The organism is Bacillus sp. FF-1, from assembly GCF_028548245.1.
Lineage (GTDB): Bacteria > Bacillota > Bacilli > Bacillales > Bacillaceae_G > Bacillus_A > Bacillus_A paranthracis.
Genome location: NZ_JAQQGG010000003.1, coordinates 88,145 through 111,522, shown reverse-complemented (window position 1 = coordinate 111,522; position 23,378 = coordinate 88,145). Strand labels below are relative to the sequence as shown.

At 35.4% G+C, this 23,378-nt stretch carries 24 protein-coding genes and 2 riboswitches; of the genes, 14 read left to right on the top strand and 10 right to left on the bottom strand.

Annotation, left to right across the window (positions count from 1 at the left end):
- The first annotated feature begins 25 nt into the window (after positions 1 to 25).
- Genes nagA through PQF83_RS10900 form a run of 3 tightly spaced genes read left to right on the top strand, consistent with a single transcriptional unit; the run spans position 26 to position 2,622 of the window.
- Complete coding sequence (gene nagA / locus PQF83_RS10910; protein ID WP_001983978.1) at positions 26 to 1,168, top strand: N-acetylglucosamine-6-phosphate deacetylase; 1,143 nt, start codon at positions 26 to 28, stop codon at positions 1,166 to 1,168.
- Positions 1,169 to 1,172: 4 nt separating this feature from the next.
- Positions 1,173 to 1,961 carry a glucosamine-6-phosphate deaminase gene (nagB, locus tag PQF83_RS10905; RefSeq protein WP_001024206.1) on the top strand — a complete coding sequence of 263 codons (789 nt, stop codon included), beginning with the start codon at positions 1,173 to 1,175 and terminating at the stop codon, positions 1,959 to 1,961.
- Positions 1,891 to 2,622: a GntR family transcriptional regulator gene (locus tag PQF83_RS10900; RefSeq protein WP_012644586.1), complete on the top strand. Its 732-nt coding sequence runs from the start codon at positions 1,891 to 1,893 to the stop codon at positions 2,620 to 2,622. Before nagB ends, PQF83_RS10900 begins: the two co-directional genes overlap by 71 nt.
- Before the next feature lie 70 nt (positions 2,623 to 2,692).
- Here PQF83_RS10900 and PQF83_RS10895 read toward each other — a convergent pair whose 3' ends face one another.
- Entirely contained in the window at positions 2,693 to 3,499 is an 807-nt protein-coding gene (locus PQF83_RS10895; RefSeq protein WP_000594236.1) for a Cof-type HAD-IIB family hydrolase, read from the bottom strand.
- A gap of 165 nt (positions 3,500 to 3,664) precedes the next feature.
- On the opposite strand from PQF83_RS10895, the gene glcT reads away from it, so the two are divergent.
- The 4 genes from glcT (at position 3,665) to ptsP (ending at position 9,027) form a co-directional block, all read left to right on the top strand.
- Complete coding sequence (glcT, locus tag PQF83_RS10890) at positions 3,665 to 4,513, top strand: glucose PTS transporter transcription antiterminator GlcT (RefSeq protein ID WP_000073863.1); 849 nt, start codon at positions 3,665 to 3,667, stop codon at positions 4,511 to 4,513.
- A gap of 339 nt (positions 4,514 to 4,852) precedes the next feature.
- On the top strand, positions 4,853 to 6,916 hold the full coding sequence (gene ptsG, locus PQF83_RS10885) for a PTS glucose transporter subunit IIABC (RefSeq protein WP_000473205.1): 2,064 nt from the start codon (positions 4,853 to 4,855) through the stop codon (positions 6,914 to 6,916).
- A gap of 135 nt (positions 6,917 to 7,051) precedes the next feature.
- The gene (gene ptsH, locus PQF83_RS10880) at positions 7,052 to 7,315 is read left to right on the top strand and encodes a phosphocarrier protein HPr (RefSeq protein ID WP_000411079.1); all 264 of its coding nucleotides are present in this window, start codon (positions 7,052 to 7,054) and stop codon (positions 7,313 to 7,315) included.
- Positions 7,315 to 9,027 carry a phosphoenolpyruvate--protein phosphotransferase gene (gene ptsP, locus PQF83_RS10875; protein WP_000174221.1) on the top strand — a complete coding sequence of 571 codons (1,713 nt, stop codon included), beginning with the start codon at positions 7,315 to 7,317 and terminating at the stop codon, positions 9,025 to 9,027. Before ptsH ends, ptsP begins: the two co-directional genes overlap by 1 nt.
- Positions 9,028 to 9,124: 97 nt before the next feature.
- Here ptsP and PQF83_RS10870 read toward each other — a convergent pair whose 3' ends face one another.
- The 3 genes from PQF83_RS10870 to PQF83_RS10860 all read right to left on the bottom strand — a co-directional run bounded on the left by PQF83_RS10870 (position 9,125) and on the right by PQF83_RS10860 (position 10,818).
- A complete protein-coding gene (locus tag PQF83_RS10870; protein WP_000468014.1) occupies positions 9,125 to 9,496 on the bottom strand; it encodes a DUF3915 family protein in 372 nt (123 codons plus the stop codon).
- Positions 9,497 to 9,692: 196 nt separating this feature from the next.
- Positions 9,693 to 9,911 (bottom strand): hypothetical protein, encoded by a 219-nt coding sequence (locus PQF83_RS10865; RefSeq protein WP_000100487.1) that lies wholly within the window; start codon positions 9,909 to 9,911, stop codon positions 9,693 to 9,695.
- Between the two features lie 289 nt (positions 9,912 to 10,200).
- The gene (locus PQF83_RS10860; RefSeq protein WP_000180604.1) at positions 10,201 to 10,818 is read right to left on the bottom strand and encodes a nitroreductase family protein; all 618 of its coding nucleotides are present in this window, start codon (positions 10,816 to 10,818) and stop codon (positions 10,201 to 10,203) included.
- A gap of 332 nt (positions 10,819 to 11,150) precedes the next feature.
- Here PQF83_RS10860 and PQF83_RS10855 point away from each other — a divergent pair, with 332 nt between their 5' ends.
- The 4 genes from PQF83_RS10855 to PQF83_RS10840 all read left to right on the top strand — a co-directional run bounded on the left by PQF83_RS10855 (position 11,151) and on the right by PQF83_RS10840 (position 14,891).
- Positions 11,151 to 12,443, top strand: a complete 1,293-nt coding sequence (locus tag PQF83_RS10855; protein ID WP_001023204.1) for a GGDEF domain-containing protein — start codon at positions 11,151 to 11,153, stop codon at positions 12,441 to 12,443.
- 90 nt (positions 12,444 to 12,533) lie between these two features.
- Positions 12,534 to 13,670, top strand: a complete 1,137-nt coding sequence (locus tag PQF83_RS10850; RefSeq protein WP_000591948.1) for a serine hydrolase domain-containing protein — start codon at positions 12,534 to 12,536, stop codon at positions 13,668 to 13,670.
- Between the two features lie 4 nt (positions 13,671 to 13,674).
- Positions 13,675 to 14,553 carry an NAD(P)-dependent oxidoreductase gene (locus PQF83_RS10845; RefSeq protein ID WP_000681095.1) on the top strand — a complete coding sequence of 293 codons (879 nt, stop codon included), beginning with the start codon at positions 13,675 to 13,677 and terminating at the stop codon, positions 14,551 to 14,553.
- A gap of 5 nt (positions 14,554 to 14,558) precedes the next feature.
- Positions 14,559 to 14,891, top strand: coding sequence for a DUF3909 family protein (locus PQF83_RS10840; RefSeq protein ID WP_000365613.1), 333 nt, complete (start codon positions 14,559 to 14,561; stop codon positions 14,889 to 14,891).
- Between the two features lie 38 nt (positions 14,892 to 14,929).
- Here the strand turns inward: PQF83_RS10840 and PQF83_RS10835 are convergent, their stop codons facing one another.
- The 6 genes from PQF83_RS10835 to PQF83_RS10810 all read right to left on the bottom strand — a co-directional run bounded on the left by PQF83_RS10835 (position 14,930) and on the right by PQF83_RS10810 (position 19,947).
- Complete coding sequence (locus PQF83_RS10835; RefSeq protein WP_000054669.1) at positions 14,930 to 15,205, bottom strand: hypothetical protein; 276 nt, start codon at positions 15,203 to 15,205, stop codon at positions 14,930 to 14,932.
- A gap of 303 nt (positions 15,206 to 15,508) precedes the next feature.
- Complete coding sequence (locus tag PQF83_RS10830) at positions 15,509 to 16,021, bottom strand: 1,2-dihydroxy-3-keto-5-methylthiopentene dioxygenase (RefSeq protein ID WP_000057311.1); 513 nt, start codon at positions 16,019 to 16,021, stop codon at positions 15,509 to 15,511.
- Positions 15,999 to 16,637, bottom strand: a complete 639-nt coding sequence (locus PQF83_RS10825) for a methylthioribulose 1-phosphate dehydratase (protein ID WP_000811326.1) — start codon at positions 16,635 to 16,637, stop codon at positions 15,999 to 16,001. Before PQF83_RS10825 ends, PQF83_RS10830 begins: the two co-directional genes overlap by 23 nt.
- The gene (gene mtnX, locus PQF83_RS10820; RefSeq protein ID WP_000027458.1) at positions 16,634 to 17,293 is read right to left on the bottom strand and encodes a 2-hydroxy-3-keto-5-methylthiopentenyl-1-phosphate phosphatase; all 660 of its coding nucleotides are present in this window, start codon (positions 17,291 to 17,293) and stop codon (positions 16,634 to 16,636) included. Before mtnX ends, PQF83_RS10825 begins: the two co-directional genes overlap by 4 nt.
- Entirely contained in the window at positions 17,290 to 18,534 is a 1,245-nt protein-coding gene (gene mtnW / locus PQF83_RS10815) for a 2,3-diketo-5-methylthiopentyl-1-phosphate enolase (RefSeq protein ID WP_000014190.1), read from the bottom strand. Before mtnW ends, mtnX begins: the two co-directional genes overlap by 4 nt.
- Positions 18,535 to 18,598: 64 nt before the next feature.
- A riboswitch (SAM riboswitch) is annotated at positions 18,599 to 18,704 on the bottom strand.
- Between the two features lie 64 nt (positions 18,705 to 18,768).
- Positions 18,769 to 19,947: a pyridoxal phosphate-dependent aminotransferase gene (locus tag PQF83_RS10810; RefSeq protein WP_000834736.1), complete on the bottom strand. Its 1,179-nt coding sequence runs from the start codon at positions 19,945 to 19,947 to the stop codon at positions 18,769 to 18,771.
- Positions 19,948 to 19,961: 14 nt separating this feature from the next.
- Between PQF83_RS10810 and PQF83_RS10805 the strand changes: the two genes are divergently transcribed.
- The 3 genes from PQF83_RS10805 to mtnA all read left to right on the top strand — a co-directional run bounded on the left by PQF83_RS10805 (position 19,962) and on the right by mtnA (position 23,364).
- Positions 19,962 to 20,825 (top strand): carbon-nitrogen family hydrolase, encoded by an 864-nt coding sequence (locus PQF83_RS10805; RefSeq protein ID WP_033671968.1) that lies wholly within the window; start codon positions 19,962 to 19,964, stop codon positions 20,823 to 20,825.
- Positions 20,826 to 20,897: 72 nt separating this feature from the next.
- A riboswitch (SAM riboswitch) is annotated at positions 20,898 to 21,039 on the top strand.
- Between the two features lie 91 nt (positions 21,040 to 21,130).
- Complete coding sequence (gene mtnK / locus PQF83_RS10800; protein ID WP_000542706.1) at positions 21,131 to 22,312, top strand: S-methyl-5-thioribose kinase; 1,182 nt, start codon at positions 21,131 to 21,133, stop codon at positions 22,310 to 22,312.
- A complete protein-coding gene (mtnA, locus tag PQF83_RS10795) occupies positions 22,309 to 23,364 on the top strand; it encodes an S-methyl-5-thioribose-1-phosphate isomerase (RefSeq protein WP_000109053.1) in 1,056 nt (351 codons plus the stop codon). Before mtnK ends, mtnA begins: the two co-directional genes overlap by 4 nt.
- Positions 23,365 to 23,378: the final 14 nt, after the last annotated feature.

Genomic DNA, 23,378 nt, shown 5'->3' with positions numbered 1-23,378 from the left:
ATTTCATGGGAAAGGATCGATGAAAATGAAAACGCAAGTTGTCATCAATGCCAAAATTTATACAGGTCAAGAAGTAGTAGAAAACGGATTTATTCGTTACGCAGAAACAATTAAAGAAATTGGTTTGATGGCTCAATATGTATCACAAGAAAATGAAACTGTTTTAGATGCGGCAGGGAAAATTGTGATTCCAGGTATGATTGATGTTCATATTCATGGTGGATACGATATTGATGCGATGGATGCAAATAGCGATGGGTTAGTAACTCTAGGGAAAGAAATGTTAAAAGAAGGAGTTACAACTTACTTCCCAACAACAATGACACAAGCTCCAGAAGCAATTGAAGCAGCACTACATGCTGCGAAGGAAGCGAAAGAAAAAGGAGCGCATTTCGAATATATTCACTTAGAAGGACCGTATGTTTCAAAAAAACGTGCAGGTGCACAACCACTTGAACATATTGTTCCTGCGAATATTGAACAATTTAAACAATGGCAGGAAGCAAGCGGAAATTTAATTAAATTAGTAACATACGCACCTGAAGAAGAAGGAGCGTTAGAGTTTGAGCAGTATCTTGCTGAAACTGGTGTTGTCGGCACAATGGGGCATACAGATGCAATTGATGCGCAACTAAAAAATAGAAACATTACACATGCAACGCATTTATACAATCAAATGCGTGGATTACATCACCGTGAACCAGGAGTTGTTGGTCATGTGTTATTAAATCCAGATGTAATGGTTGAAGTAATTACAGATGGTATTCACATTCACCCAGATATGGTGAAATTAGCATATAAATTAAAAGGACCGAAAAAAGTAAGTGTTATTACTGACGCAATGCGTGCAAAAGGTCTTGAAGATGGATTATATGAGCTTGGCGGACAGCCAGTACATGTAAAAGATGGTAGTGCTCGATTAGAAGATGGAACGTTAGCTGGTAGTATTCTAAAAATGGATCAAGCTTTCCGAAATGTAATTGAATTTACAGGTTGTTCAATCGAAGATGCAGTACTAATGACATCAGTGAACCAAGCAGAAGAGTTTGGATTAAATAATAAAGGTGCATTAGCGGTAGGAAAAGATGCAGACTTTGTTGTGATGAATGAAGATTTACATGTATATGATACGGTTCGTTTAGGAATTCATATGAAGGAAGGGAAGTAATGAAATGAATATTCTTGTTGTAAAAACTCCAGAAGAACTAGCAGAAGCAGGTTATAAATTAATTGAAGAAGTTGTAAAAACAAAAGAAAATCCAACATTAGGAATGGCTACAGGAAGCTCTCCATTAGGTATTTATGCAGAAATGCGAAAAAATAAACTTGATACAAGCCGTGTAACCACTGTAAACTTAGATGAGTACGTAAATTTACCACATGAAGATAAAAACAGCTATCACTATTTCATGCAAGAACAGTTGTTTGATCATCTTCCATTTAAACAAACTTATGTACCAAACGGGATGGCAAGTGATTTAGAGGAAGAGTGCAAACGTTACGAGGGCATTCTAGCTGCTAACCCAGTTGACCTACAGATTCTTGGAATCGGTGAAAACGGTCACATCGGATTTAACGAACCAGGAACACCGTTTAATTCTCCAACAAACATTGTTGAATTAACAGAATCTACACGCCAAGCAAACCTTCGCTTCTTCGAAAAAGAAGAAGATGTGCCAACTCATGCAATTACAATGGGAATTGGAAGCATTATGAAAGCGAAACAAATTCTACTTGTTGCTATGGGTTCTAAAAAGGCAGAAGCTGTTAAAGAATTATTGCAAGGTGCATATAGTGAAGCGTGTCCTGCTACAGTTTTACAACGTCATCCGAATGTAACCGTAATCGCTGATCAAGAAGCTCTATCTTTATGCAGTGAGGCGATTGCTGATGAACATCGACAAGTATTCACCATTTCCGATCTATTATCAGATTCAAGAGTGGGTGAAACAGCTAATTGAGGACGGCGAATGGAAGCCGGGAGATAAAATCCCATCTGAGAATGAACTTTGCGATAAGTTCGAAGTGAGTCGTATGACAATCAGACAGGCGATTAATAATTTAGTGGAACAAGGTTATTTATATCGGAAACGTGGAATCGGTACGTTTGTCCAACTTCCGAAAGTGGAACAAAAACTGCAAGGAATGACAGGATTCACGGAAGATATGATTTCTCGTGGGATGAACCCAAGTAGTCAATTATTAAGTTTCCGCCTAGTTCCAGCTACTGTGAAAATAGCAGACCGGCTGAGAATACAGGAGGGAGAGTCGGTTTATGAAGTGAGGCGTATTCGCTTAGCTGACGATGAACCGATTGCTTTTGAGACGACATATTTGTCGCCAGCTCTTGTAAAAGATATTAACGAAGAAATATTGCAACAATCTTTATATGAACATTTAGAGAAAAAACTGGGCTTCAAACTTGTTAGCGCTACTCAATCAATTGAAGCTTCAATTGCAACGGATAATGAAGCGGAACATCTGCATATTCCTAAAAAGGCGCCAGTGCTTGTCATGCGTCAATGGTCATATTCAGAAGGTGAAGTACCGTTAGAGTATGTGAAATGTATTTATCGTGGAGATCGTTATAAGTTTATTACAAACATCGCACGTAACAAATAATATATTTCAGTTTGTGAAGTACAGTAAATGTCAAATTGTTTAACATGTAAAGAAAAAATACGACTCATCCTTACAAGGAGTGAGTCGTATTTTTATTATGAGCAATTACGTGGTTAACAGCTTCTTTAACTGTATTTACTACATAGTGAGCGTGTTCTTTTACTGCGTCATCTGCTTGAGCCATAGCAAAACTGTGAGGAGTTAGAGCAAACATTGGAATATCATTATAAGAATCCCCTATGCAAGCAACTTCCTCTGGTTGTAATTGAAACTCTTTTAATAAAACAGAAATAGCAGAACCTTTACTAATATTAGGTGGCATTACATCTAAGCATTGTTCTGCTGAAATGAACGTACTAACTTTTCCATGAAATTTTTCATCAATTTTTTTCTGAAGGAGTTGTAAGCTCTCCTTTGTGCCACCGACAGAAATTTTATTCGGGAAAATTGTATCATCTATTTTCTGTAATAAATTTGGTTCTTCGACAGAAGTCATCGTTACTTGTTGCTCAAGTTCGTGAATAAACGGTGTTTTTTCTTCAATGTAGTAATTATGTTCATCACTAACATAACGGAAATAAGGATCTTCATTCGTCATGTGTAACAATTCAGGAAGAATGCTGGAATCAAAAGTTGCAGATAATAGCTGCTTATTTTCATTTGTATATACAAAAACACCATTAACACTAATGCGGTGGAAATTTGTATTTACAGCTTTCATTAAGTCTGCAATTTCATTATCAAGTCGGCCAGAAGCGAAACAAAGAATCACATTTTGTTCAGCAAGACTACGAAGTGCTACAATATCCTGTTCGTCAATTAAACCTCCGTGTTGCATCATTGTACCGTCGATATCACTTACAAACATTTTAATCATGTTGTTATCTCCTTTCTATGTACAGTTGCTCTTACATTATACGCATCATATATAAACATGTCTAAAAAATGAATTTTTATGAAATGGTAGATGTTTTACATTGACGACAAAGAAGAATATTCTGTAACATAAAAGCAGGCTATTTAAGTACGAGGGTGGTGTTATATGAGTAATTATCTAGAAATTAAAAAAGTTTTAAATAATAATGTCATCATTGCTAGCCATCCTGAACATGAGGAAGTAGTAGTGATTGGTAAAGGAATTGGATTTGGGAAAAAAGCGAAAGATGTATTGGAGCAAGAACAAATTGAAAAAATGTTTGTTCTAAAAAATGAACGTGATCGTGAACAATACAAACTGCTAGTTCCACATGTGAGTGAAAAATTAATTGAATTAATGAATGATATTATGTTCTATATTCAAGAAAAAGCAAAATCCCCATTGAATGAACATATTCATATCGCTTTAACAGATCATATTTCTTTTGCAATTAAGCGTTTAAAACAAGGGTTTACAATTGATAATCCTTTTTTAGTTGAAACGAAAATGCTCTATCCAGAGGAATATAAAATTGCTGAAGGTGTTGTAAACCTTTTAAATTCTCGTTTGCAAATTACATTGCCAGAAGGAGAAATCGGGTTTATTGCACTGCATATTTACAGTTCACTTACAAATTCAGATTTATCTTCAGTTAATCAAAACTCCCGTCTCATCGCACAGCTTGTATCTTTAATTGAGACGAACTTACAAATTACATTAGACCAAGAAAGTATTCACTATTTACGCCTTATTCGTCATCTTCAATATGCTATTGAGAGGGTGAAAAAAGGAGAAAAAGTAGAGGAATCGCAAAGTTTTGCTGATTTATTAAAGGCGGAATATCCTGTCTGTTATAATTTAGCTTGGAAGCTAGTTAAGGTTATGCAAAAAGAATTGCAACTTCCTGTTTATGAAGCAGAGAGTATATATTTAACGATGCACCTGCAGCGCTTAGTGAAGGCAGAGCATGTGTAAAATGACATATATTTTTGTCGAAAATGAAAACGTTAAAAAAAATCATTGAATCGCTTACAATAGTTATGTATAATAACTATTGCAAAGTTATACAAATTTCGACAAACACATTAAGGTATAAAACGAAAACGTTTGCCTTAATTATAGTGAACTTATACGTAAACCTATTTTTGACACGTGTTACTGATTCGATCAGGCATGAGTGGAGAAAAGTAAGGAATGTAAGCTAGAGAAAGGGATATACTACCCTTTGTATAGCTATCGTTCTATCTTTTTTTCCTCATGCCTTTTTGGCGTTTGTCGGAAGGTATCAATATAGATAAGAGAGGAAGGGTTTCCATGTTTAAGAAGATCTTTGGTGTTCTTCAAAAAGTCGGAAAAGCGCTTATGCTTCCAGTAGCGATTTTACCGGCAGCAGGTATTTTACTTGGATTTGGTAATGCATTTCAAAATCCACAGTTAACAAATGTTATTCCTGCTTTAAAAGCAGATTGGTTCGTAATGGTAGCAAAAATTATGGAACAATCTGGTGATATTATTTTCGCTAACCTTGCATTACTATTCGCAGTTGGGGTAGCAATTGGCTTAGCTGGTGGAGACGGAGTAGCTGGTTTAGCAGCATTCGTTGGCTACTTAATTATGAACAAAACGATGAGTGTGTTCTTAGAAGTAGATAAGCTAGTGAAAGTAACAAGTTCTGGAGCAGACCCAGTAAAAGTTGGATTTGCAGATCCAGCGTATGCAAACGTATTAGGAATTCCAACGCTACAAACTGGAGTGTTTGGTGGTATTATCGTCGGGATAGTAGCGGCATATTGCTATAATAAATACTTCAACATTGAATTACCATCATACTTAGGTTTCTTTGCAGGTAAGCGTTTCGTACCGATCGCAACTGCAACATTCTCTTTAATAGTAGGTATTATCATGTGCTTCGTTTGGCCATACATTCAAGGTGGCTTAAACACGTTCTCACATCAAATGATTGATGCAAATAGAACGTTAGCAGCATTTATTTTCGGTTTAATTGAACGTTCATTAATTCCATTTGGATTACATCACATTTTCTATTCACCGTTCTGGTTCGAATTCGGTCAGTATACAAATGCGGCTGGCGAATTAATTCGTGGTGACCAAAAAATCTTTATGGCACAGTTAAAAGACGGTGTAGAATTAACAGCAGGTACATTTACAACTGGTAAGTATCCGTTCATGATGTTCGGTCTTCCAGCGGCAGCTTTAGCAATGTACCATGAAGCACGTCCAGAAAATAAAAAATTAGCAGCTGGTATTTTAGGTTCTGCTGCATTAACATCTTTCTTAACAGGTATTACAGAGCCACTTGAATTTTCATTCTTATTCGTAGCACCAGTATTATTCGGAATTCACGCTGTATTCGCTGGTCTATCATTTATGACAATGCAAATTTTAGGTGTTAAAATTGGTATGACATTCTCTGGTGGTTTAATCGACTTCCTATTATTCGGTGTACTACCAGGCCGTACGGCATGGTGGTGGGTAATTATTGTTGGTCTTGTACTAGCGGTTATTTACTACTTCGGATTCCGATTTGCAATCCGTAAATGGGATTTAAAAACACCTGGCCGTGAAGTTGCAAATGCGAATGAAGGTGCAGGAAAAGCAGAAGCTGGTGAACTTCCTCGTGAAGTATTAGTAGCACTTGGTGGTAAAGAAAACATTGCTTCTTTAGACGCTTGTATTACTCGTTTACGTGTTCAAGTTAACGAACAAAAGAATGTAAATAAAGATCGCTTGAAAGAACTTGGAGCAGCTGGTGTACTTGAAGTTGGAAATAACATTCAAGCTATTTTTGGACCGAAATCTGACACATTAAAATCACAAATTCATGATATTATGTCAGGTCGTACACCTCATGTTGAAAAAGCAGAGCCTGTAAAAGTAGAAGAAGCTCCTCAAAAAGTTGATGAAAACGAAACAATCGTTTCACCAATTGAAGGGAAGATCCTACCTATTACAGAAGTGCCGGATCAAGTATTCTCAGGAAAAATGATGGGAGATGGATTTGCAATTGAGCCAACAGAAGGAACAGTAGTTTCTCCAGTTAACGGTGAAATTGTCAACGTATTCCCTACAAAGCATGCAATTGGTATTCAATCTGAGGGTGGAAAAGAAATTTTAATCCACTTCGGTATTGATACTGTAAAATTAAATGGTGAAGGTTTTGAAGCACTTGTAGCGCAAGGTGACAAAGTGAAACAAGGACAGCCATTATTAAAAGTAGATCTTGCATTTGTAAAAGAAAATGCACCATCTATCATTACACCAATTGTATTTACGAATTTACAACAAGGGCAACAAGTCGAATTGAAAAAAGATGGAAATGTTAAGAAGGGCGAAAACGCTATTATTGACATTCAGTAGGAATTTGACGCAAAATGTTTATAATTATAATAGGCGATGTGGTTGACCGAACATCGCCTATTATATACAATAGATGATGTAGTACTCACGTCTATACAACTAAAAAATACTGTAATTTAAAGGAGATAAATTATCATGGAAAAAATCTTTAAAGTAACTAGCGACTCAGGAATTCATGCTCGTCCAGCAACTCTACTTGTAAACACTGCAAGCAAATTTGGTTCTGACATTAACTTAGAGTATAACGGAAAGAACGTTAACTTAAAATCAATCATGGGCGTTATGTCTTTAGGTATTCAACAAGGCGCGGAAATTAAAATCACTGCAAATGGTGATGATGCAGCTCAAGCACTAGCAGCTATCGAAGAAACTATGAAAAACGAAGGATTAGGAGAATAATGACTCTTAACATTCAAGGGATCGCTGCATCAAGTGGGATTGCTATTGCAAAGGCTTTCAGACTTGAAAATCCTGAATTTAACATCGAAAAGAAATCAATTACAAACGAAGCTGCAGAAATTGCACGCTTAGAAGCTGCGCTTGAGAAAGCAAAAACTGAATTAGAAGCTATTAAAGACCACGCTTTTGCTGAGCTAGGTGCTGACAAAGCTGCGATCTTTGAAGCACATTTATTAGTGTTAAATGATCCAGAACTAGTAAACCCAGTAAAAGATAAAGTAAATAGTGAAAAAGTAAATGCTGAATTTGCAATGGATGAAGTTGCATCAATGTTTATTTCTATGTTTGAAAACATGGATAACGAATATATGAAAGAACGTGCTGCGGACATTCGTGACGTAACAAAACGTGTTCTTGCACATTTACTAGGCATTAACTTCTCAAATCCTGGTACAATTTCTGAAGAAGTAATCATTATTGCTGAAGATTTAACACCATCTGATACAGCTCAGTTAAACCGTAAGTATGCAAAAGGTTTTACAACTGATATCGGTGGACGTACATCTCACTCTGCAATTATGGCTCGCTCTATGGAAATTCCAGCTGTTGTTGGTACGAAAGTTGTTATGGAGAAAATCCAAAACGGCGATATCGTAATCATCGATGGTTTAGATGGAGAAGTAATTGTTAATCCATCAGAAGAAACTCTTCGCTCGTTTGAAGAAAAGAAAGCGAAATTTGAAGAGCAAAAAGCTGAATGGGCAAAATTAAAAGATCAAGCTACTGTAACAAGTGATGGACATCACGTTGAGCTTGTTGCAAATATCGGAACACCAAATGATGTACAAGGTATTATCGATAATGGCGGAGAAGGCGTTGGTTTATACCGTACAGAATTCTTATACATGGGCCGTGATAATCTTCCAACAGAAGAAGAGCAGTTCGAAGCGTATAAAGCAGTTCTTGAAGGTGTAAAAGAAGGTCAACCTGTTGTTGTTCGTACACTTGACATCGGTGGAGATAAAGAGCTTCCATACTTACATTTACCAAAAGAAATGAACCCATTCTTAGGATACCGTGCAATTCGCTTATGTCTTGATGAGCAAGATGTGTTCCGTACACAACTTCGTGCATTACTTCGTGCTAGCGTATACGGTAACTTAAAAATTATGTTCCCAATGATTGCAACTCTTGATGAGTTCCGTCAAGCGAAAGCAATCCTATTAGAAGAAAAAGCGAAACTTGTAGAAGCGGGTACAACTGTTTCTGATTCTATTGAAGTGGGTATGATGGTTGAAATCCCAGCTTCAGCAGTATTAGCAGATCAATTTGCAAAAGAAGTTGATTTCTTCTCTATCGGAACAAACGACTTAATTCAATACACAATGGCTGCAGACCGTATGAACGAACAAGTATCTTACTTATACCAACCATATAACCCATCTATTTTACGTCTTGTAAAAATGGTTATCGATGCTGCTCATAAAGAAGGCAAATGGGCTGGTATGTGTGGTGAGATGGCGGGAGATTCACTTGCGATCCCATTATTATTAGGATTAGGTTTAGATGAGTTCAGTATGAGTGCAACATCTATTCTTCCTGCAAGAACACAACTAAGCAAGTTGTCAAAAGCAGAAATGGAAACATTAGCAGAAAAAGCATTAATGATGTCAACTGCTGAAGAAGTTGTTGAACTAGTTAAAAGTATATAATCAATAAAAAAACCTGAGTCGATTTGAAATCGGTCTCAGGTTTTTTCTATGAGAAAAGTAAAACTTATTTTCTTACTTTTGAAGATAAGGAACAAAATTAGATAGCGATAGCAACGATATCAGCTGGGCATACACGTAAAATACCAGTAAAAGTATTTCGGTTTTGATTGTGCTTATCGTCTTTATTGTTATCTTTGTTATCTTTGTCATTGTTATTACGAGCTAAAGCAGAGAAAAGAGCAACACCGTTACAGAAACCTTCAAAAATTACATTGTTGAAAGATCCAACACCTTTAACGCTTAATAGAGAAAGCTCTGTTCCAACTGAAATGCTAGCAAGTACGTTACATACAGCTGGTTGTTGTGGTCTAACTACTTCTTTCTCTTTCTCTTTCTCATGATGTCTGCACTCTCTTTCATGATGATGACAGTCTCTAAAGTTATCACAGCATCCAAATGATCCAAACATAATCCTCATCACCCCCTTCACACTTATAATCTATGTAAGTTCGGTAGTGAGTGACTGGACAGAGAGTGGAATTTTTTCTAGGGGAATTTCTCATTTTAAAAGACTAGCTGGGTGTTTATTACGGAATGATGTTTAAAATAGGATAGATATCACAAAAAAGTGTAAAGACCACCGAAATGAATGAAATAGGTAGCCTTTACACTTTTTTGCTTTTATATAAAACGATGATATATACAGGAAGAGCTAACAGTAGCGGTACAATGGATCGTGCAGTATGTTTTTCTGATTCTAATTGGAATGCTTCTTCTTTTGGAAATTGTAAAACTGAAATATTTGCAGCATCGCCAATAAAATATAGAAGCAGTACAGTTACTATGTAACATAAAAGTGCAATAAAGCTTCCGTATGAACTCAATGAAAATCCCTCTCTTGTTATCTATTTGTTATCATTGTATCATAATTGTAACAAAAACACACGGTTATATTTCGATGCTTTAACAAAATTCGACACGAAACGTCATTTATATGTATGTGAATAGCATGAAATTTACTGTTTTTTATGTGTGGATGTCGAATCATACATTTTAGTATTACGGATGTGTGACAGAATAAAAAAGAAACGAAGGTAATGAAATTACCTTCGTTTCTTTTTTATTCGTATGAAAGGGCAGTAAGACCCTCACACTGATTCAAGTTTCGCTTTATTATTTTGCCCATTCACTCACTTGTTCTACGCTCATTCGTGGTGCAGGATGGCCTTTTAAAGTTGATTCCCCAATTGTAATAAGCATAATTGGTACATAGCGAGATGAAACATTGAATTCTTCTGTAAGTGCTTGTGGGTTGAAACCACCAATCGCACAAGTATCCCAGCCAGTTGCTTTAGCTGCAAGCATAAGTTGCATTGCTGCTAAAGATGCATTTGAAAAGGCTGCATCTCTTGGGAATTGCTCACGGGCATATGCAGACTCAATATTTTTAGCTAAGCGTTCTTTTGCTTCTTCTTTCATAAATCCTTGTTCTACAATTGGACCATAAACGGGTTCAACGTTTTTATAAGCTTCTAAATCACCTAAAATAGCGACTACAGCAGAAGCATCAAGAATTTGTTGTTGGTTATAAGCAATTGGATGTAATCGTTTCTGTACATCTTCACCTTGAAATACAAGGAATTTCCAATGCTGTAAATTCCAAGCGGAAGGTGCTTGAGCAGCTCCCTTTAAAATCTCGTGTAACTCTGTAGATGAAATTTCTTTCTCTGGGTTGAATGCACGTGTAGATGTGCGTTCATATAAAACATTAAAAAAGTTTTCATTTGTCATTATATATCCTCCAAATTACATATCAAATTATGAAAAAAATACATGTAATATATTCTACTTACATTTTGTAAGTTATCGAATTTAAGAATATAATATCTTTATTTTAATTGTCAAGTTTTCAAGCGGAAGCTAGGGCATTCATACAAACGATACAATTCCTATAATCATACACTAAAAAAGGAATTTATAGAGTGAAAAAGCAAAGATAACATTCTCAATTAGCTTGTTAACATGTATCCCTCACTCATTAAAGTTTTTAGAGAACAGTTTTTTATAAAATGTTTGTGAGGAATTCTGTAGAACAAGATATATGAAGTGAGTGAAGACTAGTGATGAACATACTACATTTTTTATTAGAGAATACGGTTTTCCAAAATGTATTACAAGATCTTCAGTTAAATGTCCTTTATATAGAAAATGGATGCACACATCAACAAACGATAGAAAATATCCATCCAAAATGTATGTTTATAGCAAATAGTTTTGAAGAAGGAGAAGTATTATTTCAGAGGACTAAACCACATATTGTAATTATGTATGTAACAGATTTTTCTCAAATAAAATATATAAAGAATATGTATAATCCACAGAGTACATTTATTGTCATTTGGGATCAACAAATAACAAGCGAGTTTGCAGAGGTGCTTACGTTAGGAATACGTAATATTGTGATAGCCCCTGTGACTCCGCAAATGGTGTTAGAGGAAGTAAATAAAAGTTTATATCAGCTTTCTTTAGTGCGGCAAGTAAGTTTGCAACAAGAACTACTTCAAACGATGTTTGATTTTCGAAATGATCTATTATTTATAGTAGAAGACGATGAGATTGTTGATTGTAATACAAATTTTTTAGAGTTTTTCGGATATGAAAATTTGTTTGCTTATCGTGAGCAACATTTAGTATTTGCTGAACATCTTATTAGAGAAAATGGATACTATTCAACAACTCATGATATAACATGGTTAGATGATACATTATCATATGATAGAAGAATTAAGATGTCCAACTATGAAGGGGAAGTGTCAACTTTTTTATTGCGTGCGACACCATTGCCAGAAGATTTATCAAGATTTATTGTGAAGTGTACAGAGATTACCGAATTAGATGAAATCTATCAAGAACAAGAAAGACTTGCTATGATAGATTCGTTAACAGAGATTTATAATCGTTTGAAATTCCAACAAATACTCGAGGCAGAATGGGATAATGCGATGCGTAATAATGAAAACATAGCACTTATTTTATTTGATATAGATAATTTTAAAGCAGTAAATGACACGTATGGCCATGATTTTGGTGACTTAGCATTAATTGAGCTTGCAGAGCTCATGAAATCTAAAGTGGAGCAGCAACATGTATTTGCTAGGTGGGGAGGAGAAGAATTTATTATTTTAGTAACGAATACAGTAGAAAAAGAAGCATTTCAAGTTGCGGAATCATTACGATTTTTCATTGAAACAAAGCAATTCTCAGGGATTTCGAAATTAACAGCGAGCTTTGGAGTTGCATTATATGAAAAAGGGATTACAAGAGAAGAATTAATGCAACGAGCGGATATTGCATTATATGAAGCGAAAAAAAATGGGAAAAATCAAGTGTGTGTATATAGAAAAGAAAAAAAGTGATTTTTCGCAACAAATTGTTGCGATTTTTTTTTATTACTTGATAATAGAGTGTAGGGGGGATTTTGAACGAAGGAATTATGGAGGAACAAAATGATAAAAAAAATAATGATGATAGTTTCAATATGTGCTTTAGTTTGTGGAGGAGTATACTATTTTCTCTATAATTCTAATATAAAGGAAAATAAAGAATTAACAACTAAGGTGAATCCTGCTGTTGAATCAGAAGTACAAGAGAATATAGAAGAAGAAAAAGAAAAGCAAATTGATTACGCTAGCATATCTCAAAAATTAGATCAATATTTAGTCGGAAAGCAATTCAATGGAACAGTTTTGGTAACAGATAAAGAGCATGTTATATTGAATAAAGGATATGGGTATGCTGATGTTCAAAATAAAATAGAAAATACGCCTCACACAAAATATCGTATCGGTTCTATTACGAAAACAGTTGTGGCTACATCTATTTTACAACTGCAGGATCAAGGTAAGCTAAATATTCAAGATAATGTAAATAAATATATTCCTTCATTTCCGGAGAATAAAAATATTACGTTATATCATTTATTAACGCATACCTCTGGTTTACCTGAACACGCAAAAGGCAATGTTAATGCTGCTTCCCGTTTACAGTTAATTAATTGGATTGGACGTCAAAATTTAGAATTTCCTGCAGGAACAGGTTGGAGATATACAGATTATAATTATATGGTGCTTGCCTATATAATAGAACATATATCGAAAAAACCTTTAGGAGATTATATAAAAGAAAATATATTTACAAAAGCAGATATGCATGAATCTGGTATGGGAAATATGGTACCTGGAGATAAAAATTTTACAAAGGGTTATGTGAAAAAAAATCAAGAGCTTGTACCAGCGCAGAAGGTAGGCATAGATTGGCTATATGGTTGTGGTGAGATGTATACGACAGTTGGAGATATGAAGAAATTAGACGAAGCAATTATAAATGGAAAACTTCTTTCTGAACAAAGTATACAAGCGATGTTTTCACCTTCACCAGAACGAAAATATGCATTTAGTTTTTACATATATCCGGATTATTTTCATAATCATGGTGTACTATCTGGTTGGAACACTTTCAATAATTTTAATAAAGAAAAAGGGACTTTTGTTATTTTATTTTCAAATGTGAAAAATAGTATGGATGATGACTTCAATAAAGATTTCCGAAAGATGGTAAGTGATTTATTAGAACAAAGGGGATGAGAAAATGAAACATAAAAATGTATCAATTGGTTTCATTGGTATTGGTGTAATGGGAAAAAGTATGGTGCGTCATTTCATGCAAGACGGTCATACAGTATATGTATATAATAGAACAAAATCGAAAACAGACTCTTTAGTACAAGATGGTGCAAATTGGTGTGATACACCGAAAGAGTTAGTAAAGCAAGTTGATGTTGTAATGACTATGGTTGGGTATCCACATGATGTAGAAGAAGTGTACTTTGGGATAGATGGAATTTTGGAGAATGCAAATGAAGGTACGATTGCAATTGATTTCACGACATCTACACCAACATTGGCAAAACGTATTAATGAAGCCGGTAAAAGTAAGAATGTATATACGTTAGATGCACCTGTATCTGGAGGAGACGTTGGTGCGAAAGAAGCAAGACTCGCAATTATGGTCGGTGGAGAGAAAGAAATATATGATAGATGTTTACCGTTATTTGAAAAACTAGGAACAAATATTCAGTTGCAAGGGCCTGCTGGAAGTGGACAACATACAAAAATGTGCAATCAAATTGCGATTGCTTCTAATATGATTGGAGTATGTGAAGCTGTTGCTTATGCAAAAAAGGCTGGATTAGATCCTGATAAAGTATTGGAGAGTATTTCAACGGGAGCAGCAGGTAGCTGGTCATTAAGTAATTTAGCTCCTCGAATGTTAAAGGGAGATTTTGAACCAGGTTTTTATGTAAAGCATTTTATGAAAGATATGAAGATCGCGTTAGATGAGGCTGAAAGATTACAATTACCAGTACCAGGTTTAAGTTTGGCGAAGGAATTGTATGAAGAGCTAATAAAAGATGGGGAAGAAAATAGCGGAACACAAGTGTTATACAAAAAATATGTAAGGGGGTAAATGAGATGGATCTTCAAAAATTTGATGAGATGATTGATACTGTACAAAGAGCAACATGTATACAAATTAATGAAAAACAAAAAGAAGCTTTTAAACAAAAATATGATTTTGAACCGAATTTCGAATATGGAAGAGATGAGAAAGGGCATTACGTTATTCGAACTTCAAAAAAGATGCTAGAAGAAATGGAATTTTATTTGGCATTGAAATATGATCGAGATGGAGTTGACCTTTACATGGAAGCGGAGATTGATGGTATATATCATGTATCTGTTAGCTATAGTGAAGACGCTTTGCACCTACAAGAATTGTTTCAATTTCTAGAAGAAAAAAAATAAAAGTCCTCATTTGAGGACTTTTATTTTTAATTTTGTAATTATAAGCTAGAAGCCCGGCGGCATCGTTCCATTGGGAATGGAATAACTTGCGCGATGTGATTAGGACCAAATTGTTTTGTACGAGCATGGCGTATTATATAAAATGCACACAGAATTGAAACAGGAATAGCACCGAACAACCCGAAAAATAAAGCGCTTACACAAGATGCAACAAAACCTAAAACACCAACTTCTAATTCTTCCATAATAGCTCCTAGAATAATAGGAAGTGCTCCACACGTAACCCCTAGTATAAGTGCGATAAGTAAACTCATGATTATCCCCCTCTGTTTGCGATATTTTTTCCTTCTTAGTTAATTGTAGTATATCATATATAAAACAGAATTTTCAGAAAAAATTCAAAAAAAGTTCAATAAATGTTCAAAAAGTATTAATAAATATACTTGAAAAATTGAAGGGAGAGATTGTACTGAAAAGAAGGAATAATACGGTTAGAACCATAAAAAATCAGGCTTATTTCAAAATGAAATAAGCCTGTTCCATAGGAGGATGTATATATGTAGAGTGAATAAAAGGTTGGAAAAGGGGGTCCAAGACCTTTTATTCAACTAACTACCTTAATAGATTGGAACCCAACCTTCAGTTGTAACAAAAATACGAATAGCTACAACTTGACGATCATCTTGCAAGGTAAAATAATGTCTTGCATTTTCAGGAACAGATATGAGATCGCCTGGCTCAAGTTCAACGTCAAAGAATGTCCCATCTTTTCCTTCAATGGCAAAGATGCCATGACCACTAACAATAAAGCGAACTTCATCATCAGTATGATGGTGTTCTTTTTGAAAATTAATTAATAATTCGTCAAGGTTAGGTGTGCTATTTGAAAGTGAAATTACATCATGTGCTTTATAACCTCGGCGTGCTGAAACATCAGCAATTTCTTTTGAAAACACAGCTAATATTTCAGCTTTGTTTTCATCTGTTAATGAGTAATTTTCTTTTAAATGAGTAGGAAGTTTGGAAATATTCCATTTCTCATATAAAACGCCTTCCTCTTGTAGAAATTTAGATACTTCCACTTCATTTTCAATGCGAGTATTTACTTCATGAATACGAATTTGCGCCATTAGAAACGCCTCCTTGAATTGATAATAGTTTTATATGAAATTGGAATAAAAACTCATAAGCTTCTAATCTTTTCTTTGCATCAAAGCTATCTCGGCCCCATACGGTAATACCATGGTTACGGATTAATACTGCCCCCGAATCTCCCTGTATATGCTTGCGGAAGTTTTCTCCAAGCGTTGGGATATGAGCATGGTTTTCGATAATAGGAATGTGAATTGTTGCATCTTCTTCCCAAATATCGAGAGCTTTAATAATTTCTTGATTTTGAAGTGTGACTGCATCACTATATAAATTTGTGATAACATTGTTATCAGTTGTATGAACATGAAGGACACACCCAGCATTCGTATTGTTATAAATATGTGTATGCAAGATTGTTTCTGCTGAAGGGCGTAATTCAGTCTCTAATACGGGAACCCCTAGATGATCTACTAGTAGAAAGTCATCTGGAGTCGTTTTTGTTTTATCTTTACCGCTTGCTGTAATGAGAAAAGTGAGTGGTTCATGACTAACCTTTATAGAAATATTACCACTCGTTGCTGGAAACCAATTTCGTGTTGTTAATTCTTTTTTTATCTCGCTTAAGTCATACCATTGACGAAAAAGTTGTTTCATAATTTCACCTCCAACAAATGTTTTAATTCAGTTTGAACATCGTGAAACGTTTCAAATGCTGTATAAGAAATATGATTTTCTTCGCATTTTGTAATAAGGAAATCACGAGCGAACACTTTATCCGCTTGTTTCGCAGCTTGTAAATCGGTAATTGAATCTCCAATTACAATATGGAAGTCATTCGTATCACTCAATTTACGGATGAGTGATGATTTACATAATCCGCAATGATTTTGACAAAGACGATCACAAGGATGAGGCCAATTCACCGTAATGTATTCATTTGAAAAATCTGTTTCATTACAGTAAATTTGCTCTTTTGGAATGAGTCCTTGTAAGAGTGGATAGACGAAGAAATCCATTCCACCTGATATAACATAAAAGGAAATATTGTTTTCATTTACAAATTGTATAAATTCATGAAAACCGTTACGAATTTCAGCAGTCTCTATTAAAAATTGAATAATTTCATCGTGCAGATTAGTAGGTATGAATTGAAATAATTGAGAAACACCTTCTTGAATAGATAGCTCTTGTGATAAAATTTTATTCTTTACTTCTTCAGCTTCTGGTGGTGCGAATTTTTCCATAATGGACATAATGTTATCATTATTTGTAATCGTGCCATCGAAATCACAAAATACTTGAATACTCATAATTTCACCTCATGAGAGGGATTTCCCCATATTTGTAGTGCGCTATGCAAATTTATGTCATCTACTTCATGGAGTGGTTTATTTTGCAAAGTAGCATCAATTGCAGCACGGAAAGCTTTACCGCCGCCCTGCGCCCCATTTGGATGTCCATGTATCCCGCCGCCAGCATTAATAACAACATCTTTACCGAAATCTCGTACAATAAAGGGAACGAAACCAGGATGAATACCAGCAGACGGAACAGAAAAGCTCTTCTTGAAAAATACATCGTCTTCAGTTAAATATTTTGAGATAGCAAGAGCCTCCTCTTTTTCTAGCGCAACACTTCCGTATGGAGATGGGAATAATGAAAAGTCAGCCCCAGCATAACGGAGTAGCTTTCCAAGTAATAATGGTGATGAAACTCCATATAACTTGGATGCTGAATAAGCACCACTTACAGCAGGATGTGCCATAATAGGAACTGGGATTTCATCATCTTCTGCAAGTGATTGTAGTACATCTAGTCCGTAAGAGAATACGTTAAATAATAGAATATCGGCTCCAGCTTGCACTGCACGTTTCGCATTTTCTTTTAAATCAAAAGTTCGTCCTGTTAAATTTACGGCATATAACGTTTTATGTCCGTACGTTTCATATACGGATTGTAAAACTTCTTTTCCAGATATGATGCGTTTCGTAAGTGGTGTTAATGCATTTTCAAATAATATTTCATCATCTTTTACGATATCTACACCACCAATTGCTTGATCGCGTAATTGCGTTTTTAAATACCCAATATTTCGTCCAATCATTCCTTTAAAAATACTCATTAAAAGGGGACGATCATGTACTTGTAAAAGATTTCGAATACCATCTATCCCGAATTTTGGACCAGGAAAATGTTTTTTTAACTCGTCTGAAAAAGTTAAGTCAATTAATTTTACTTCGCCATCAAGGGATAGCTTTCCGAATGTAGTTGTTAAAATAGCTGGTAAATCTGGACTGAAATTTAATAACGGATATTCAATTTTAATAATCCCGCGTGTTACTTTTTTACGTAAATACGAATTGGTATGTTCATGTTCAGCTAATTCCTCAACATGAATGACGTTGCCTTTATGTTGTTTTAATTGTTCTTGCAATAAATGCGGCAAATGAGTCCAAGAGCCAATTGTTAAACCGAGTGCAATTTGTTCAGCTTTTTTTTCTAAGTTATGTGAATCATCATGGATTAAATATGTCGCTATAATTCCGCTCATTGTTATAACCTCCTAGTTAAATAAAAAAACCTCTCAGCTAAGGAGAGGTTTTTTTACAACCAGCTCCTTATCTGTCAGCGTAATGCTGCGAGAATTAGCACCGTGTCTACAATTGTAGATCGGTTGCCGGGTTTCGTCGGGCTCGTCCCTCCACCTGCTCTTGATAAGAAGTATTTAGAAATGTTTAAATTTTTAAGATAACTGAATTTTGTCAGATATTTTTCATGTTGTCAATTACTTTTTGAAAAAATTTAATTTATCGATTCGATTAATGGCTTCTCGTAATCTATCTTCTGTATGCAAGAGACCAACGCGGACGTACCCTTCACCATGCTCACCAAATCCAACACCAGGAGCAACTGCGACATGTGCTTTTTCTAGTAAAATATTAGAAAATTGCTCAGAAGTATATCCTTTTGGAACAGGAAGCCATGCAAAAAATGACCCTGTTGGAATGTCTACATTCCAACCAATTGAGTGACAAGCTGAAATAAGAGCGTTTCTTCGAGATTCGTAACTATTTACAAGGTCTATGACGCAAGACTGTGAACTTAATAGTGCTTCGCGGGCAGCATCTTGAATGGCACCAAAAATACTAACATACATATGATCTTGTAATAAGTTAATGGTTTCAATGACACTTTCATTCCCTACCGCAAAAGCGATGCGCCAGCCAGCCATATTGAAAGTTTTCGATAATGTGTAAATTTCGATTCCTGTATCTTTGGCACCATCTGCTTGTAAGAAACTAACAGGTTTTTGACCATCGAATCCAATCGCACCGTAAGCAAAATCATGAACGACTAATATATTATGTTTATTAGCAAAATGAATGGTTTCATCAAAGAAATCTTTTGATGCAGTAGCACCGGTCGGATTATTTGGATAGTTTAAAAACATTAATTTTGCACGCTCGGCAATAGAGTCGTCAATTTTTGTATAATCTGGTAAAAACTTATTTTCTGCAATAAGCGGCATTGTTTCAAATTGTGCTTTCGCTAAAGCAACTCCTGATAAATAATCTGGATAGCCTGGATCGGGAACGAGAATTGTATCACCAGGGTTTGTAAAGCAAACTGGTAATTCTACTAATCCAGCCTTTCCACCAAACAATATAGCAACTTCAGTTTTCGGATTTACTACTACATCATATTCACGTTGATAGAATGTTGCCACGGCTTCTTTTAAGCTTTCATGTCCGCGAAATGGCGGATATTTATGATGAATGGTCTTTTCTGCAGCATCTTGCAAAGCTTTTACGATATGCTGCGGTGTTGGTTGATCTGGATTACCTTGACCTAGATTAATAACATCGTGACCAGCTGCTACAACTTTGTTAACTTTTGCAACAAGTGAAGCGAAAAATTGTGTTGGCAATGATGTTACTATCTCAGAAGGTTGAAATGATTTCATACTTTCCACCTCTTTTGAAAGTTGTTACAATTCTAGTGACAAATGATATAATCTTTCCAGTATTTTGTAAAGAAAAAAATAAGAATGGGGCTGAAAAAATGAAAGTCGCATGTATTCAAATGGATATTGTCTTTGGAGATGTAGAAAAAAATATTGAGAATGCTAAAAATAAAATAAGTGAAGCGATGAAAGAAAGACCAGATGTTATTGTTTTACCAGAACTATGGACAACAGGTTATGATTTAACGAGACTCTCTGAAATTGCAGATAGGGATGGATTGGAAACGAAAGAAAAGTTGATAGAATGGTCGAAACAATATGGTGTACATATTGTTGGTGGTTCTATAGCAAGGCAAACGGAACAAGGTGTTACAAATACAATGTATGTTGTAACGAATAAAGGAGAACTAGTCAATGAATATAGTAAAGTGCATTTATTTCAGCTTATGGATGAACATAAATATTTAATCGCTGGAAATCGTACTGGTGAATTTAAGTTAGATGATGTAGAGTGCGCCGGCACCATTTGCTATGATATTCGTTTTCCGGAGTGGATGCGCGTTCATACTGCTAAAGGTGCAAAAGTTTTATTTGTTGTAGCTGAATGGCCATTAGTTCGTTTAGCGCATTGGCGTTTACTATTACAAGCAAGAGCAGTTGAAAATCAGTGTTATGTTGTAGCATGTAATAGGGCAGGGAAGGATCCAAATAATGAGTTTGCTGGCCATTCTTTAATTGTCGATCCTTGGGGCGAAGTTGTTGTAGAAGCAAATGAAGAAGAATCAATTCTATTTGGAGAGCTTACACTCGAGAAAATTAAAGAAGTACGCAAAGGAATTCCAGTTTTTGCGGATCGACGTCCAGAATTATACAAATAAAATGTTGACAAGTGATTTTTATTCTTGGTATAGTCTTCAACATAAAGTTAAAAATTCTAAAAAATTATACAACTCTTATCAAGAGCAGGTGGAGGGATTTGGCCCGATGAAGCCCAGCAACCGACCGTAATACCATTGTGAAATGGGGCGTTTATGACGCCAAAAGGCACGGTGCTAATTCCAGCAGAAAGTAAAACTTTCTGGCAGATAAGAGGGGAGAAGATAAACTTCAAACCTCTTTCTTAGTGGAAAGAGGTTTTTCTGTGTTAGAAAAACCTCTGAATTAAAAAAAGGGGGAGAAGACGATGGGATATTATTCATTAACAGAAGTAACCGCTGTACAATATGCGAAAGAACATGGCTATTTTGAAAAGAAAGCAAATGTAGTTTGTCATGAAATTGGAGATGGAAATTTAAATTACGTGTTCAAATTAGATGATGGAGAGAAGTCTATTATAATAAAACAAGCACTACCATATGCGAAAGTAGTTGGTGAGAGCTGGCCGTTGTCTATAAAAAGAGCGACGATTGAAAGTAAGGCGCTGCAAATTTTTGCAAAGTATGTGCCGGAATATGTGCCGGTAGTGTATAGTCATGATGAAGAATTAGCGGTAACAATCATAGAAGACTTATCAAAATTAACTATTACAAGAAAAGGATTAATAGATGGAGAAGAGTATCCACTTCTATCCCAGCATATCGGTCGTTTTCTAGCGAATGTTTTATTTTATACTTCAGATTTTGGTTTACAGTCAGAAGAGAAAAGGGTACTAGAAGGTACATTTGTAAATCCAGACCTTTGCAAAATTACAGAAGATTTAGTGTTTACAGATCCGTTTGGGCATTACGATACGAATGATTATGAGTCGGAGTTACAATTGGCTGTAGATGAACTATGGAGTGATAAAACTTTAAAACTAAAAGTAGCGCAATATAAATATAAATTTTTAACGAGAAAAGAGGCACTCATTCATGGAGATTTACATACTGGAAGTATTTTTTCATCACCTTCTGAAACGAAAGTGATTGACCCAGAATTTGCAACGTACGGTCCATTTGGATTTGACATCGGGCAATTTATTGCAAATCTATTATTAAATGCTCTATCTAGAGAGGAAGAACAGAGAAGTGTGCTATTTTTCCATATTGAGAAAACATGGAGCTATTTCGTAGACACTTTTACGAAGTTATGGATTGGAGAAGGTGTAGAAGCATATACGAAAGAGAAACAATGGTTGCCGATTATTTTGCAAAATATTTTTACGGATGTGGTCGGATTTGCTGGATGTGAGCTTATCCGAAGAACAATTGGCTTAGCACATGTAGCTGATTTAGATGAAATAGCAAATAAAGAAACGAGAATTCAAGCTAAGAAACAAGCGTTATCCTTAGGTAGGGAACTAATAAAATATGAATCTAAAAACGCTGATATTCAACTGTTCCGATCATTATTCCAACAGACAGTTTCTGGAGGGGTAAAAGCATGAGTACAGTTGTTACGATTCCGAGGTCTGTCAGTTGGAAAGGTGATGCCATTGCAGTATTAAATCAAACAAAGTTGCCGCATAGCACAGAATACAAAACATTAACGACGATTGAAGAGGTATGGAAAAGTATTGTCATGCTAGAAGTACGAGGAGCACCTGCAATTGGAATTGTAGCTGCATTTGGCTTGGCGCTTGCATCAAAAAAATATACTACTTTACATATTGAAGAATTTCAAAAGAAGTTTAATAGAGATTGTAATTATTTAGGGACGTCACGCCCGACAGCAGTCAATTTATTTTGGGCAATCGATCGTATGAGAGAATCTATTCAAGAAATTACTACAATAAAAGAAGCGCAAAAAATATTAGAAGAAGAAGCGCTTCGTATTCAGCAAGAAGATGAAGCGGTATGCCGGAGTATTGGAGAACATGCATTAACATGCTTTAAAGACGGTGATAACATTTTAACAATTTGTAACGCTGGCAGTATTGCAACTGCTAAATATGGTACTGCATTAGCACCGTTTTATATTGGGAAAGAAAAAGGTGTACATTTACATGCATATGCATGTGAAACGAGACCGGTTTTACAAGGCGGTCGCTTAACGATTTGGGAATTAAAACAGGCAGGTATTGATGTAACACTTATTACAGATAATACGGCAGCTCATGCTATTCAAACGAAAGAAATCAACGCAATTATTGTAGGAGCGGACCGAATTGTCGCAAATGGGGATACAGCAAATAAAATCGGAACGATGAATTTAGCTATATTAGCAAAGTATTTCGATATCCCGTTCTACGTTGCAGCTCCACTATCTACATTTGATATTACGAAACAAACAGGTGCAGAAATTGTTATTGAAGAAAGAGATGAAACAGAAGTTACGAAAATTTTTGGGAAACAGGTAACGCCAGTTGGAACTACTGTTTATAATCCTGCATTTGATGTAACACCGAATGAATTAATTACAGGTATTATTACTGAGCAAGGTATTATACGTGGAGATTATAAGCGAGAAATTGCATCATTGTTCGAAAAAACAAGCTAATACATAATAGCTTG

Coding starts and splice junctions, on each gene's coding strand:
- nagA (WP_001983978.1), top strand. CDS start 26: ATGAAAACGCAAGTTGTCATCAATGCCAAAATTTATACAGGTCAAGAA.
- ptsG (WP_000473205.1), top strand. CDS start 4,853: ATGTTTAAGAAGATCTTTGGTGTTCTTCAAAAAGTCGGAAAAGCGCTT.
- mtnA (WP_000109053.1), top strand. CDS start 22,309: ATGAGTACAGTTGTTACGATTCCGAGGTCTGTCAGTTGGAAAGGTGAT.
- glcT (WP_000073863.1), top strand. CDS start 3,665: ATGAGTAATTATCTAGAAATTAAAAAAGTTTTAAATAATAATGTCATC.
- mtnX (WP_000027458.1), bottom strand. CDS start 17,293: ATGAGTATTCAAGTATTTTGTGATTTCGATGGCACGATTACAAATAAT.
- ptsH (WP_000411079.1), top strand. CDS start 7,052: ATGGAAAAAATCTTTAAAGTAACTAGCGACTCAGGAATTCATGCTCGT.
- PQF83_RS10850 (WP_000591948.1), top strand. CDS start 12,534: ATGATAAAAAAAATAATGATGATAGTTTCAATATGTGCTTTAGTTTGT.
- PQF83_RS10895 (WP_000594236.1), bottom strand. CDS start 3,499: ATGATTAAAATGTTTGTAAGTGATATCGACGGTACAATGATGCAACAC.
- PQF83_RS10870 (WP_000468014.1), bottom strand. CDS start 9,496: ATGTTTGGATCATTTGGATGCTGTGATAACTTTAGAGACTGTCATCAT.
- PQF83_RS10830 (WP_000057311.1), bottom strand. CDS start 16,021: ATGGCGCAAATTCGTATTCATGAAGTAAATACTCGCATTGAAAATGAA.
- PQF83_RS10900 (WP_012644586.1), top strand. CDS start 1,891: ATGAACATCGACAAGTATTCACCATTTCCGATCTATTATCAGATTCAA.
- PQF83_RS10840 (WP_000365613.1), top strand. CDS start 14,559: ATGGATCTTCAAAAATTTGATGAGATGATTGATACTGTACAAAGAGCA.
- PQF83_RS10845 (WP_000681095.1), top strand. CDS start 13,675: ATGAAACATAAAAATGTATCAATTGGTTTCATTGGTATTGGTGTAATG.
- mtnK (WP_000542706.1), top strand. CDS start 21,131: ATGGGATATTATTCATTAACAGAAGTAACCGCTGTACAATATGCGAAA.
- PQF83_RS10835 (WP_000054669.1), bottom strand. CDS start 15,205: ATGAGTTTACTTATCGCACTTATACTAGGGGTTACGTGTGGAGCACTT.
- PQF83_RS10860 (WP_000180604.1), bottom strand. CDS start 10,818: ATGACAAATGAAAACTTTTTTAATGTTTTATATGAACGCACATCTACA.
- nagB (WP_001024206.1), top strand. CDS start 1,173: ATGAATATTCTTGTTGTAAAAACTCCAGAAGAACTAGCAGAAGCAGGT.
- ptsP (WP_000174221.1), top strand. CDS start 7,315: ATGACTCTTAACATTCAAGGGATCGCTGCATCAAGTGGGATTGCTATT.
- PQF83_RS10825 (WP_000811326.1), bottom strand. CDS start 16,637: ATGAAACAACTTTTTCGTCAATGGTATGACTTAAGCGAGATAAAAAAA.
- mtnW (WP_000014190.1), bottom strand. CDS start 18,534: ATGAGCGGAATTATAGCGACATATTTAATCCATGATGATTCACATAAC.
- PQF83_RS10810 (WP_000834736.1), bottom strand. CDS start 19,947: ATGAAATCATTTCAACCTTCTGAGATAGTAACATCATTGCCAACACAA.
- PQF83_RS10855 (WP_001023204.1), top strand. CDS start 11,151: ATGAACATACTACATTTTTTATTAGAGAATACGGTTTTCCAAAATGTA.